General features: G+C 70.2%; 9 protein-coding genes, 1 tRNA gene and 1 pseudogene. 4 read left to right on the forward strand and 7 right to left on the reverse strand.

What is annotated here, in order from left to right; all coding sequences use genetic code 11:
- The 3 genes and pseudogenes from D7W79_RS13765 to D7W79_RS13775 all read right to left on the reverse strand — a co-directional run.
- A pseudogene (locus D7W79_RS13765) lies at positions 1 to 402 on the reverse strand (aspartate-semialdehyde dehydrogenase); the annotation flags it as partial.
- A gap of 69 nt (positions 403 to 471) precedes the next feature.
- A complete protein-coding gene (locus tag D7W79_RS13770) occupies positions 472 to 789 on the reverse strand; it encodes a rhodanese-like domain-containing protein (protein WP_244982030.1) in 318 nt (105 codons plus the stop codon).
- 135 nt (positions 790 to 924) lie between these two features.
- A complete protein-coding gene (locus D7W79_RS13775; RefSeq protein ID WP_120525835.1) occupies positions 925 to 2,076 on the reverse strand; it encodes an acyl-CoA dehydrogenase family protein in 1,152 nt (383 codons plus the stop codon).
- A 133-nt stretch (positions 2,077 to 2,209) separates the two neighbouring features.
- Between D7W79_RS13775 and D7W79_RS13780 the strand changes: the two genes are divergently transcribed.
- Positions 2,210 to 2,281 (forward strand) — tRNA-Cys (locus tag D7W79_RS13780).
- Between the two features lie 73 nt (positions 2,282 to 2,354).
- Here the strand turns inward: D7W79_RS13780 and D7W79_RS13785 are convergent.
- Positions 2,355 to 4,037 carry a right-handed parallel beta-helix repeat-containing protein gene (locus D7W79_RS13785; protein WP_120525836.1) on the reverse strand — a complete coding sequence of 561 codons (1,683 nt, stop codon included), beginning with the start codon at positions 4,035 to 4,037 and terminating at the stop codon, positions 2,355 to 2,357.
- Here D7W79_RS13785 and D7W79_RS13790 point away from each other — a divergent pair.
- The 3 genes from D7W79_RS13790 to D7W79_RS13800 all read left to right on the forward strand — a co-directional run bounded on the left by D7W79_RS13790 (position 4,036) and on the right by D7W79_RS13800 (position 8,222).
- On the forward strand, positions 4,036 to 5,907 hold the full coding sequence (locus tag D7W79_RS13790; RefSeq protein ID WP_244221759.1) for a SpoIID/LytB domain-containing protein: 1,872 nt from the start codon (positions 4,036 to 4,038) through the stop codon (positions 5,905 to 5,907). The genes D7W79_RS13785 and D7W79_RS13790 overlap by 2 nt on opposite strands.
- Before the next feature lie 119 nt (positions 5,908 to 6,026).
- The gene (locus D7W79_RS13795; RefSeq protein ID WP_120525837.1) at positions 6,027 to 7,271 is read left to right on the forward strand and encodes a TonB family protein; all 1,245 of its coding nucleotides are present in this window, start codon (positions 6,027 to 6,029) and stop codon (positions 7,269 to 7,271) included.
- A gap of 51 nt (positions 7,272 to 7,322) precedes the next feature.
- On the forward strand, positions 7,323 to 8,222 hold the full coding sequence (locus D7W79_RS13800) for a cation diffusion facilitator family transporter (protein WP_120525838.1): 900 nt from the start codon (positions 7,323 to 7,325) through the stop codon (positions 8,220 to 8,222).
- Positions 8,223 to 8,293: 71 nt separating this feature from the next.
- Here the strand turns inward: D7W79_RS13800 and gcvP are convergent, their stop codons facing one another.
- From gcvP to gcvT, 3 genes are all read right to left on the reverse strand, one after another.
- Positions 8,294 to 11,197 (reverse strand): aminomethyl-transferring glycine dehydrogenase, encoded by a 2,904-nt coding sequence (gene gcvP, locus D7W79_RS13805; RefSeq protein ID WP_120525839.1) that lies wholly within the window; start codon positions 11,195 to 11,197, stop codon positions 8,294 to 8,296.
- Between the two features lie 112 nt (positions 11,198 to 11,309).
- Positions 11,310 to 11,693, reverse strand: coding sequence for a glycine cleavage system protein GcvH (gene gcvH / locus D7W79_RS13810; RefSeq protein ID WP_120525840.1), 384 nt, complete (start codon positions 11,691 to 11,693; stop codon positions 11,310 to 11,312).
- A 38-nt stretch (positions 11,694 to 11,731) separates the two neighbouring features.
- The gene (gcvT, locus tag D7W79_RS13815; protein ID WP_120525841.1) at positions 11,732 to 12,817 is read right to left on the reverse strand and encodes a glycine cleavage system aminomethyltransferase GcvT; all 1,086 of its coding nucleotides are present in this window, start codon (positions 12,815 to 12,817) and stop codon (positions 11,732 to 11,734) included.
- Between the last annotated feature and the right edge of the window lie 16 nt (positions 12,818 to 12,833).

Below are 12,833 nucleotides of genomic sequence, written 5' to 3' on the forward strand. Positions count from 1 at the left end.
GGCGTGGGCGGCGTTGACGGGGGGGATGAGCAGGGGCACGTCCGCGTCGTAGCGGAAGGCGCTCGCGGCGGAGAACACCGGGATGTCCCGGGCCAGGCGCGGCTCCAAATCACGCGCGACGTCCGCCTCCACGGCGGAGAAGGCGATGTCGTAGTCCTTCGCCTGGACCGCGTCGCCGCTGACCACGGTCATGCGAGCGATGGCCTCCGGCAGCGGCTCCGGGACGAACCAGGCCAGCATGCCGTTGGAGGCGCGCAGGGCGTCCGCGTACGTTTTTCCAGCGGAGCGCGGCGAGGCGGCGAGCCCGGTGAGCTCAATGAACGGGTGGTCCTTCAGGGCAGCGATGAACTGCTGACCCGCGAGTCCGGTGGCGCCAATGAGCACGGCGCGAAGCTTGGCCATCGTGGGGAGTCTCCGGTGGGGGCGGCAGGGCGCTCCTTACACCGTTTCACGACGCGCTGCATCCGCCGCTCAACGGTGGGCGTGGGAGGGGGCGCGCGCGTGGCGTTCCGTGGGGTAGCCCCCCGTCACCCAGGCGTGGAGCCCGCCCGCGAGGCAGACGGCATTGCGCCCCCTCAGGCGCAACACGCGGCAGATGCGGCGGATGTCCATGCAGTCCTGGGTGGTGCCGCACAGGACGATGAGTTCGTCGTCCGGCAGCATCGCCAGGTCCCGGGCAATCTCCGAGGCCGTCATGCGCAGCGCGCCGGGGATGTGGATCTCGAACCGCTCCCAGTCCATCGCGTCGCGGCAATCCAGGACGAGCACATCCTCGTCCCCCAGACGCATGAACAACTCATCGCAAATGATGGTGGGCTCCACCGGGACCTCCCCGAGGCGACAGACTCCATCGAACATGAACCGGACGGGTTTTTCCCCTCTTCCCGCCCGCCTGCCCGCCTGCTCCAGGGAGGTCCCCGGGGCTCAGAGCCCCAGCTGCTTGGCGATGATCTCGTTCATCACCTCGCTGGTGCCGCCGCCAATGGGGCCCAGCCGCGCGTCGCGCCAATGACGCTGGATGTCGTACTCCATCATGTAGCCCGCGCCGCCGTGGAGCTGGAGGCACTCGTCGGCCACGCGGCAGCACGTCTCCGTCGCGACCTTCTTGGCCATGGAGGTCTGTGCGACGGCGTACTCACCGGCCACGTGCAGGCGCAGCGCGTGGTAGGTGAGCTGACGCGCGCATTCGCGGGCCGTGTAGAGGTCCGCCAGCTTGTGGCGCACCACCTGGAAGCCGGCCAGCGTCTGCCCGAAGGCGCGGCGCTGCTTCACGTGCTCGAGCGCCGTCTCCAGCATGTCGTCCATGGCGCCCACCGCGCCCAGCGCGAGCGACAGTCGCTCCCACTGGAAGTTGCCCATGATCTGCGAGAAGCCCTGGTTCTCCACGCCCAGCAGGTTCTCCGCCGGGACGCGGCAGTCCTCGAAGAAGAGCTCCGCGGTGTCGGACGCGCGCCAGCCCACCTTCTGGAGCTTGCGCCCCACGCTGAAGCCCGGCGTGCCCCGCTCCACCACCAGCATGGACAGGCCCTTGTGGCCGCGCGACGGGTCGGTCTTCACCGCCAGCACCACGAAGTCCGCCCGCACCCCATTGGTGATGTACGTCTTGGAGCCGTTGACGACGTAGTGGTCGCCGTCGCGGCGGGCCGTGGTGCGCAGCCCCGCCACGTCGGAGCCGGCGTCAGGTTCGGTGATGCCCAGGGCGCCCACCTTCTCCCCCCGGATGGCGGGGGCCAGCCAGCGCTGCTTCTGGGCCTCCGTGCCGAACAGGTGCACGGGACCGGTGGCAATGGTGAACTGCCCTCCCAGCCCCGCGGCCACGCCGCCGGAGCCACAGCGGCCCAGCTCCTCCAGGAGCACCGCCTCGTACAGCTCTCCGGCCGCCGTCCCCCCGTAGGCCTCCGGGTACTTCAGGCCCAGGAAGCCCAGCTCGCCAAAGCGGGTGAACAGCTCACGGGGGAACTCCTCGCGGGCCTCCCATTCGGCCGCGAACGGGCGCAGCTCCTTGTCTACCACCGCCCGGACGGTTCGGCGGAAGGCTTCGTGCTCTTCCTGGAAGACCCCATGGCCCTGCAGCATCGTGTGCTCCCTCGCTCGGTGGTGTCCTACAGCCCGCGCCACATGGTACCGGGACGAGAAGCGGGGCTGGATGGTGTTGCTTCCTTGACCGGCTCCTACGGGGCTGCGTATAACCCCGGCCCCAATCGCTTCCGGCGCCATAGCCAAGTGGTAAGGCAAAGGTCTGCAAAACCTTCATTCCCCGGTTCGAATCCGGGTGGCGCCTCACAGACAAAGGCCCGATGCGGAACTCCGCATCGGGCCTTCTGTTTTTCCGGGGGGACTTTCCCGGGGCGGGCCTAGCAGCCCATCTCCACCGCGCCGATGTCCGGGCCGGCGCCGCAGAAGGGCTGGCCCTGGTCCTGGCCCTTGTCCTGGGCGGAGGCGGACGGGGCGAAGACCTCCGACACCGTCACGTCACCGCCGTTGGAGGTGGTGTCCCCCGTGGCGGCCTTGAAGGCGTCCAGGGCCTGAAGCTGGCCGTTGTTCATGAACTGCGTGCCGGACGGGTAGAGGTTGGAGCCCATCTTGAGGCCGGGGGCCTGGCCGCCCACGTCCACGCTGACGGGGGCGTCCACGATGTTGTTCTCCACGCGCAGCGACTCCGTGGGGCCGCCCGTGCCGTGGCCCAGGATGATGCCGGCCTTGGCGCGGGTGACGGTGTTGTTCACCACGACGGTGCCCTTGGAGTTCTCCAGGCGGATGCCGGTGCCTTCGCCGCCGCCCGCGTCGGTGATGTCGTGCACGCGGTTGCGGCGCACGACGACGGCCTGGGGCACGGGGCCCTCGTGGTTGCCGCCCACGGAGACGCCCTTGGAGGCGTCATAGATTTCGTTGTCCTCCACCAGCACGTTGTTGGCGGAGTAGTGGACGACGAGCGCCTCGCCCTTCGCCGTGTCGTTCGCCTGGAACTTGTGCATCCGGTTGTTGCGGATGGTGACGTCGTGGCACGTCTTGATGTCCACGGCGTTCTCCCGGTTGCCGAACAGGTGGTTGTTCTCCACCAGCAGGCCCGTGGCGGGCGGCAGGGAGCTGAAGCCCTCGGGCCCCAGGCACTGCACGGAGTCACCGGAGACGTCGTGGATGTCGTTGTTGCGCACCGTCACGTCGTAGGACGCGGGCTGCATCACGATGCCGTGCGAGTCCTTGTTGCCGGTGTTGCGCACGAAGTCGTGGATGTTGTTGTTCTCGATGGTGGGGCCACGGGCGTTGTTGAACATGGTGATGCCCGCGCCGCCGGTGCCGCCGTGCAGCTCCGAGTTGGCCAGCACCGTGCCCTGCACGTCGCCCTCGAAGGTGACGCCGAAGATGGGCTGCTGCTGCACGTCGATGTCGAACCCGTCGATGACCCAGTTCGCGCGGCGCACCTGCACCGCGGCGCCCGCGCCGCTGCCCGGGGTGAGCTTGGGGCGGCCCTCGCCCTGGAGCGTGATCTTCGCTTCGGGCGTGCCGGCCTTGGCGTTGTCGCCCAGCACCACCCGTTCGGCGTAGGTGCCCGCGAGCACGCGGATGCGGTCGCCGGGACCGGCCTTGCTCACCGCCATGGCGATGGTGCGCAGCGGCGCGGCCTCCGTGCCCTGGGCGCCGTCATCTCCACCAGGAGACACGACCCACTCGTGGGCGGGCGTGGTGGCGGGGGCTTCCGTCATGGCCTTGGCGCTGACGGCGGGCTGGGGACCGGGCTCCGCGATGGGCGCATGGTCCGCGTGGGCCGGCATCTGCGCGGCGGGCGTGTTCTCCACCGGCTGCACGCCGATGGGCGGCGCCTGGCCGGGGGTGGTGGGCGTCTTTTCGACCTTGGGGGTGGCACCCGTCTTCGTCGCGGGGGGCTGGGAACCGCTGCCGCTCGGAGCACCGCCGGTGCCTCCGCCAGAGCCACCGCCGCCGCCACAAGCGGTCAGCCCAAGCGCCAGGGTACAGGCAGCCAGGGAGGCCACCAGGGCGTTTCGCGTCTTCAATCCGTTGCCTCCAAGAATTCGCATGAGCAGGGGCAACGCGCGGCGTCGGACGTTCTATTCACTGCCGGTCATCCAGGCCAAGACGCGCTGCACAGGGAGGGAGAACCGTGACGCTCGGCCCCGTGGCGGCTACGGTGCCGCCGCCGTGTCCAAAGCCGTCCTGCTCCTGACCGCCCTGCTGCTCGCCTCCTGCGCCACGCCGGCGCCCTCCCCTGTCCCTGGCACCCGAGGGCTGGGCGAGCCGGAGGTCTCCGTTCCAGTCAGCGCCTCCGCGGACGCGGGCGTGAAGCCCCCCGCCGCCTCCAGCGGCCTGGAGGATCCGCTCACGTCGGGCCTGCCCGGGCCGCAGGACCTGAAGCGCCTGGACTTCCGCAACGGCGAGCCGCGCCTCCCCATCAAGTTGATGGAGGGGCGCGACGTGGTGACGTTCTCGCCGCGCGGCCGGATGCGCCTTCGCTTCGGGGGCCCCAGCGACAAGATGCTGGACGCTCCCGCGGGCTCGCGCTGGACGGTACGGGTAACGCAGGGCGAGCCCGCGCAGTGGAGCGCGCGGCTGCAGCTGGGCGAGTTCCGCTTCGCGGACAAGGCGGGGCTCGCGGAGGCGCAGGAGACGTGGCGCTCGCGCGGGGTCGCGGTGCGCACGCACACGCTGGGCTCCGTGTACGGCATCGCGGGGAAGGTCATCGACAACCGGCGCTACCTCCTCCTGGGGGACGAGGCGCTGACGCCCGCCGCCGCGGCGAAGCAGCAGGCGGAGCTGCTGCGCCGCTACGGCCTGCGCACCACCCTCTTCGAGGAGGTCCGCAAGCCGGCCAGCGCCATCCTGGAGCTGAAGGACGAGAACGACGCCGTGGTGGGCCTGGCGCAGGACCGGCTGGACGCGGAGACGCCGGACGGCAGCGGCTTCGACGTGCGGCAGGTGGAGTACGGCGTGGGCTACGACTTCCACGCCTTCGAGGACCGCAGCTTCCGGGGCGCGCTCCAGTTCGCGGCGGACCGGAGCGGCAAGCTCGCGGTGGTGAACGTGGTGGGCCTGGAGGACCTGCTCAAGGGGCTGGTGCCGTCGGAAATCTTCGCCCGCGCGCACCCGGAGGCGCTCAAGGCCCAGGCCGTCACCGCCCGGGGCGAGGTGCTGGCGAAGGTGGGCATCAAGCACCTGGCGGATCCGTACCTGCTGTGCTCGGAGCAGCACTGCGCGGTGTACCGGGGGCGCACCGGAGAGGCGGCCAGCACCACCGCCGCGGTGGAGGCCACCCGGGGCCAGGCCCTCTTCAGCCAGGACGGGCGGCTGGTAGACTCCGTCTACAGCGCCGTGTGCGGCGGCCACACCGAGGACAACGACGTGGTGTGGGGCGGCCCGCCCGACCCCAGCCTGCGCGGCCGGCCGGACCTGCTGGAGTCCGCGCCGGACGTGCCCGGGCCGTCGAACCTCAAGGCGTGGCTGGCGACGTCGGACGTGCCCGCCGCGTGCAAGCTGTCCAGCTTCGCGCAGCCGACGAAGTTCCGGTGGGAGAAGCGCTTCACGCAGGCCCAGGTGGACGCGCTCACGGAGAAGCTGGGCGTGGGCGCGGTCCAGGGGCTCGCCCTCTCCGAGCGAGGGGTGTCCGGGCGTGCCCGGCTGCTCACCGTGTCCGGCACCCAGGGGGCCACCCAGGTGCGCGGGGAGCTGAACATCCGGCGGCTCTTCGGGATGCTCAACAGCAGCATGGCCACGGTGGAGGCCGAGCGGGACGCCGAGGGCCGGGTCACCGGATGGCTGTTCCGGGGCGGCGGCTGGGGCCACGGCGTGGGCATGTGTCAGACAGGCGCCATCGGCCGGGCGGAGGCGGGCCAGAGCTATCCGGAGATCCTGCGCTACTACTTCAACGGGGCGGAGGTGGCCCCCATCTACTGAAGTCCAGGGAACAATTCGCGCGCACCGGCCGCCTGGCTCGTGAATCTCTTTGATGTCCCGCGTGTTACGGGCCGCACGTTCGGGACTGAAGAAGCGGTCCGGAGGTTTATCATCAGGCCGTGGGCACGGGTTCCTCGACAGACTGGCGTCAGCGGCGCGCCCGGAAAGAGCGCGCCCCCCTGCGCTACCTGGTGGCGGGCATCCTGGCGCTCCTGGCCCAGGCCGCCTTCGTGGGCTTCGTGCTCCTGGTGTCCGCCGTGCAGGGCAGCCTCCCGCATGAGAAGCGCCCCGTGCGGCCCACGTCCGTGGCGGTGAGGCCGCTCACGTCGGACCAGTGGGCGAAGAACCGGGGGGCGGTGGCGCAGCAGCAGACGAAGCCCCGCCCCACGGAGCGGCGCGAGCCGAAGGAAGAGAAGAAGCCGGACGAGACGAAGCCCCAGGGCCAGGTGGTGGACGTGGCGCCGGGGAATGATCAGCAGTCCCCGGACGCGAAGTACCTGGCCGAGCACAACAACACGGTGGAGAAGGAGACCCGCGCGCGGGACCAGACGGCCAACTACCGCAACGCCATGCCCCAGCGGACGGCGCCCCAGAAGCAGGAGGGCGCGGCGCAGGACCAGGTGCAGCCCCCGCGCGTGTCGGGCAACAACGGCCAGGGCGCGGACGACCGGCCCCAGGCCCAGGGCGGCAAGAAGCCCGTCTTCGAGATGCCGGAGACGCGCCGCAAGCAGGAGATCGCCATGAAGACGGATCCGCGCGAGCGCGGCCCGGGCATGGCGGTGAACAACCAGTCGGAGAGCGAGGCCACCCAGGGCAACGCGAAGCGCCTGCGCATCCAGCCCGGCGAGGGCGAGGACAGCGAGCAGGAGGGCTCCACGGGCCGCTCCGGCTCCCCGGGCCTGGCCACGCTGATGCCTTCACAGGCGGCGATGGACCGGGTGGTGGGCGCGGCGCCCAACGACATGCTCCAGGACCAGGAGGAGGGCGACGGCACCTTCCTCAACACGCGCGAGTGGAAGTACGCCAGCTTCTTCAACCGCGTGAAGCAGAGCGTGGGCATGCACTGGAACCCCAACGAGCAGCTGCGCATGCGCGACCCGACGGGGAACATCTACTCCGGGCGCGACCGCCAGACGCTGCTCACCATCACCCTGGACGAGCGCGGCGCGGTGAAGGACATCCAGGTGGAGAAGAGCAGCGGCCTGGACTTCCTGGACATGGAGGCCGTGGCCTCCTTCAAGCGCGCGCAGCCCTTCCCCAACCCGCCCTCCGGCCTGCTGGGCCAGGACGCGACGGTGCGCTTCCAGTTCGGCTTCTTCCTGGAGATGGGCGGGGGCCCCCGGATGCGGCTGTTCCGACAGTAGGCGCCACGGAGCCCTCGCGATGGGCGGCATGAGGCACTACCCTGCCCCACCGTGGAAGCTCCCCTCGTCGACCGCAGCGCCGCGCTCCAGGAGCGCAACCGGAAGGTCCGCTTCGTCCTCTTGGCCATCCTCGTGGCCAACTGGGTGGTGGCCGTCGCGAAGCTCGTCTTCGGCCTCATGGCCCAGTCCGCGTCGGTGACGGCGGACGGGCTGCACTCGTTCATCGACGGCGGATCCAACGTGCTGGGGCTCGTCGCCATGGGCGTCGCGTCGCGGCCGGCGGACGCGGACCACCCCTACGGCCACGGCAAGTTCGAGGCGCTCGCGTCGCTGGGCATCGGCGCGATGATTGGCGTGGGCATGCTGGAGCTGGGGCGCATGGCGTTCGACTCGCTCCTGCACGACAAGCACCCCACGGTGTCCGTGACGATGGCGGCGGTGATGGTCCTCACGCTCGTCATCAACCTGGCTGTCACCCGCGTGGAGCGGCACTACGGGCAGAAGTACAAGAGCTCGCTGCTGCTCGCGGACGCGCAGCACACGCTGTCGGACGTGTTCGTGACCATCGCGGTGCTCATCTCCATTGGCCTCGTGGCGCTGGGCTTTCCTCGCGCGGACGGGCTGGTGGCGCTGGCCGTGATGCTGTTCGTGGCGTGGGTGGCCTACGGCATCGTCCGGCAGGCGGTGGGCATCCTCTCCGACACCGCGCGCCTGGACCCGGCACAGGTGTCCCAGCGCACGCTGGCGGTGCCCGGCGTGCGCTCGTGCCACGACGTGCGCAGCCGGGGCATGGAGGAGAGCGTCTACGTGGACCTGAAGATTGAAGTCGACCCGCAGCTCACCACCGCGCAGGCCCACGAGGTCGCGGACAAGGTGGAGGAGACGCTGCACGACGCCTACCCCCAGGTGGTGGACGTCGTCGTGCACGTGGAGCCCGCGAAGGCCCGCTAGAAACACCGAGGGCCGCCTTCCGATGAACTGGAAGACGGCCCCGGTGACTGCTTGCTGGCGAAGACGCCGCCTTAAGCGACCTTCTGCGCGGGCGTGTCGTAGTCCTCGATGGGAGGGCACGAGCACACGAGCTTCCGGTCCCCAAGCACGTTGTTCAGGCGTCCCACGGACGGCCAGAACTTGTTGTCACGCACCCACGCCGTGGGGAACACGGCCTGCTCGCGGGTGTACGGGCGGTTCCACTCCGGCGCGGTGAGGGTGCGCGCGGTGTGCGGCGCGTTCTTCAGGACGTTGTTGTCCTTGGGCGCGCGGCCCTCCTCCACGTCGCGGATCTCCTGGCGGATGGCGATCATCGCGTCGCAGAAGCGGTCCAGCTCCGCCTTGGACTCGGACTCCGTGGGTTCAATCATCAGCGTGCCCGCCACCGGGAACGACACGGTGGGCGCGTGGAAGCCGTAGTCCATGAGGCGCTTGGCCACGTCCTCCACCTCCACGCCCGCGGTCTTCTTGAGCGGGCGCAGGTCCACGATGCACTCGTGGGCCACCCGGCCGCGCTTGCCCCGGTACAGCACCGGGTAGTGCGGCTGCAGCCGCTCCGCGATGTAGTTGGCGTTGAGGATGGCCAGCTTCGTGGCCTGCGTCAGGCCCTCGCCGCCCATCATCTGCACGTACATCCAGGAGATGAGCAGGATGCTGGCGCTGCCCCACGGCGCCGCGGAGATGGCGCCGATGGCCTCCGCCCCGCCCGTCTGGATGACCGGGTGTCCGGGGAGGAACTTCACCAGGTGGGGCGCCACGCAGATGGGGCCCATGCCCGGGCCGCCACCGCCGTGCGGGATGCAGAACGTCTTGTGCAGGTTGATGTGGCAGACGTCCGCGCCCACCAGCCCCGGCGCGGTGAGGCCCACCTGCGCGTTGAGGTTGGCGCCGTCCATGTAGACCTGGCCGCCGCGCTCGTGGATGGTGGAGCAGATCTCCCGGATCTCCTCCTCGAACACGCCGTGCGTGGAGGGGTACGTCACCATCAGCGCGGCGAGCTTGTCCTTGTGCTCGTCCGCCTTGGCGCGCAGGTCCGCCAAGTCGATGTTGCCGTTCTCGTCGCACTTGGTGACGACGACCCGGTAGCCCGCCATCACCGCGGAGGCCGGGTTGGTGCCGTGCGCGGAGGACGGGATGAGGCACACGTCGCGGTGCCCCTGCCCGCGCGCCTGGTGGTAGGCGCGGATGACGAGCAGGCCCGCGTACTCACCCTGGCTGCCCGCGTTGGGCTGCAGCGAGCACCCGGCGAAGCCCGTGACTTGCGACAGCGCGTGCTCCAGCTGCTCGAAGACGACCTTGTAGCCGGCCGCCTGCGACGTGGGCGCGAAGGGGTGCAGCTTGCTGAACTGGGGCCACGTCACCGGGATCATCTCCGCGGTGGCGTTGAGCTTCATGGTGCAGCTGCCCAGCGGAATCATGGAGTGCGTGAGGGACAGGTCCTTCGCCTCCAGCCGGCGCACGTACCGCAGCATCTCCGTCTCGGAGTGGTAGCGGTTGAAGACCGGGTGCGTGAGGTACGCGCTCTGGCGGCGCAGCTCGGGGGCGAGCGGGCTCTCCAGGTTCGCGGCCACCTCGTCCAGGTTCACCGGGGCCGCGGACTTGTTCGCGCCCTGGATGAAGGCCGCGAGGATGTCCTCCACGTCCTTGGCGCGCGTCGTCTCGTCCAGCGCCAGGCCCAGCGTCTTCTCGTCGATGCGACGGAAGTTCATCTTCGAGGCTTCGGCGGCGGCCAGCACGCCCCTGACCTGGGGAGGCGTCAGCTCCACGCGCAGCGTGTCGAAGAACTGGTCGTGCTTCGGCTTGAAGCCCAGCTTCGCGAGGCCCCGCGCCAGCACCACCGTGAGCCCGTGCACGCGCTCCGCGATGGCCTTGAGCCCCTCCGGCCCGTGGTAGACGGCGTACATGCCGGCCATCACGGCCAGCAGCACCTGCGCGGTGCAGATGTTGCTCGTGGCCTTCTCACGGCGGATGTGCTGCTCGCGCGTCTGCAGCGCCATGCGCAGTGCGGGCCGGCCCTGCGCGTCCTCGGACACGCCGATGAGGCGGCCCGGCATCACGCGGGTGTAGGCGTTCTTCGTGGCGAAGAAGGCGGCGTGCGGGCCGCCGTAGCCCAGCGGCACGCCGAAGCGCTGCGCGCTGCCCACCACCGCGTCCGCGCCGAACTCGCCCGGGGGCGTGAGCAGCGTGAGGCCGAGCAGGTCCGCCGCGACGACAAACAGGCCGCCCGCCGCGTGCACCTTCTCACCGAAGGCGCGGTAGTCGTGCACCACGCCGTCCGTGGCCGGGTACTGCACCAGCGCGCCGAAGAACTTCTTCTGGGCCAGGTCCACCGTGCGGTGGTCGCCCACGACGACCTCCACGCCCAGGGGGATGGCGCGCGTGCGCACCACGTCCACCGTCTGCGGGTGGCAGGCGTCGGAGACGAAGAACGCGCCGCCCGTGCCGTCGCCCTTGGCGTGCATGGCCAGCGCCATGGCCTCCGCCGCGGCGGTGCCCTCGTCGAGCAGGGAGGCGTTGGCCACCTCCATGCCGGTGAGGTCCGTCACCATCGTCTGGAAGTTGAGCAGCGCTTCCAGCCGGCCCTGGGCGATCTCCGCCTGGTAGGGCGTGTACTGGGTGTACCAGCCCGGGTTCTGGAAGATGTTGCGCAGGATGACGTTGGGGACGTGGGTGTCGCTGTAGCCCATGCCGATGAAGGACCGGAACACCTGGTTCTTCGCCGCGATGGCCTCCAGCTGCGCCAGCACCTCGTTCTCGCCACGCCCGGCGGGCAGGCGCAGGGGCTCCTGGGAGCGGATGGCGGGGGGCACGGCGCTCTCGATGAAGGCATCGAGCGAGGTGACACCCAGCGTGGACAGCATCTGCTTCACTTCAGGGGTCTCCGGGCCGATGTGCCGGTCAGCGAAGGACTCCTGGTACTTCCAGTTGAGGGACATGGTCGGAAGGGCTCGCGTGAGGTGCGTCAAGAAGGTCGGCGTCCGAGCGGGCTCGGCGCCCCATGGAGCGTCTCTAACAACCGGGGCGCCCGACTTCTTGCGCGCGCGGTGACTACTTGGTGAGCGGCGCGTAGGCGGCGGCGTCCAGGAGCTTGCCTACCTGGCTGGCGTCCGAGGGCTCGACCTCCACGATCCACCCCTGACCGTACGGGTCGGAGTTGATGAGGGACGGGTTACCCGTGAGCTCGTCGTTCACCTTCACCACGGTGCCGGAGATGGGCGCGAAGAGGTCCGACACGGCCTTGGTGGACTCGATGACGCCGAAGTTCTTGCCCTCGGTGAGGGTGGCGCCCAGCTTGGGCAGCTCCACGTAGACCACGTCACCCAGCGACTCCTGGGCGTGGGCCGTGACGCCCACCACGATGGTCTTGCCCGTGATGCGGGCCCACTCGTGCTCCTTCGTGTACTTCAGGTCCTGCGGGATGTTGTCAGACATGGAGGCGGCTCCTCGCAACGGGTGCGAACGGGAGGGAATCAGGACTTCTTGAGGAAGGGGGTCTTCACGACGACCGCGGGCACGGCGCGGCCGCGGATCTCCACGTCGAAGGTGGAGCCTTCGGTGGCCAGGTTCGCGGGCACGTAGCCCATGCCGATGGGCTTCTTCACCGTGGGGCCCTGCGTGCCGCTGGTCACCTCGCCCACGCGGACGCCGTCCTTGAGGATGGGGTAGCCGTGGCGCGGGATGCCGGCGCCGGTGAGCTCGAAGCCCACGAGCTTGCGCGGCACCCCCGCGGCCTTCTGCGCCACGAGCGCGTCCTTGCCGATGAAGCCGCCCGCCTTGTCCAGCTTGACGATCCACCCCAGGCCCGCTTCCAGGGCGGTGTGCGCGTCGTCGATGTCGTTGCCGTAGAGCGCGTACTTCATCTCCGTGCGCAGCGAGTCACGGGCGCCCAGGCCGCAGGGCTTCACCCCGTCCGGCTGCCCGGCCTCCAGGAGCGCGTCCCAGAGCTTCACGGCGTCGTCGGTGGCGCAGTACAGCTCGAAGCCGTCCTCGCCGGTGTAGCCCGTGCGGGAGATGATGGACTTCACGCCGGCCACCTCCCCTTCCGTGAAGCGGTAGGTGCCCACCTTGGACAGGTCCGCCTTCGTCAGGCGCTGCACCAGCCCCACGGCCTTGGGGCCCTGCACGGCGATCTGCGCGTAGTCGTCCCCGCGGTCCACCGGGGCCACCCCTTCCGCGCGCGCCTTCATCCAGGCGAAGTCCTTCTCGCGGTTGCTGGAGTTGACGCAGATGAGGATGCGCTCGGAGCTGAAGCGGTAGGCGACGACGTCGTCCACGAAGCCGCCCAGGTCGTTGAGCAGGCCCGCGTAGACGGCCTGGCCGTCCTGGCAGCGGGACAGGTCGTTGGAGATGAGCCGGTTCACGGTCTCCAGCGCGCCGGGGCCGGCGAACTCGATCTCCCCCATGTGGGAGACGTCGAACAGGCCGACGGCGGTGCGCACGGCCTCGTGCTCGGCGATGACGGACGAGTACTGCACCGGCATGTCCCAGCCCACGAAGTCGACCATGCGGGCCCCCAGCTTGCGGTGGGCCTCGTTGAGGGGCGTACGCCGGGTCATTGACTTCTCCATGGCA

It is taken from the genome of Corallococcus exercitus (assembly GCF_003611585.1).
GTDB classification, from domain to species: Bacteria; Myxococcota; Myxococcia; order Myxococcales; family Myxococcaceae; genus Corallococcus; species Corallococcus exercitus.

Coding starts and splice junctions, on each gene's coding strand:
- D7W79_RS13770 (WP_244982030.1), bottom strand. CDS start 789: ATGCGTCTGGGGGACGAGGATGTGCTCGTCCTGGATTGCCGCGACGCG.
- D7W79_RS13775 (WP_120525835.1), bottom strand. CDS start 2,076: ATGCTGCAGGGCCATGGGGTCTTCCAGGAAGAGCACGAAGCCTTCCGC.
- D7W79_RS13790 (WP_244221759.1), top strand. CDS start 4,036: ATGAGCAGGGGCAACGCGCGGCGTCGGACGTTCTATTCACTGCCGGTC.
- D7W79_RS13785 (WP_120525836.1), bottom strand. CDS start 4,037: ATGCGAATTCTTGGAGGCAACGGATTGAAGACGCGAAACGCCCTGGTG.
- gcvP (WP_120525839.1), bottom strand. CDS start 11,197: ATGTCCCTCAACTGGAAGTACCAGGAGTCCTTCGCTGACCGGCACATC.
- gcvH (WP_120525840.1), bottom strand. CDS start 11,693: ATGTCTGACAACATCCCGCAGGACCTGAAGTACACGAAGGAGCACGAG.
- gcvT (WP_120525841.1), bottom strand. CDS start 12,817: ATGACCCGGCGTACGCCCCTCAACGAGGCCCACCGCAAGCTGGGGGCC.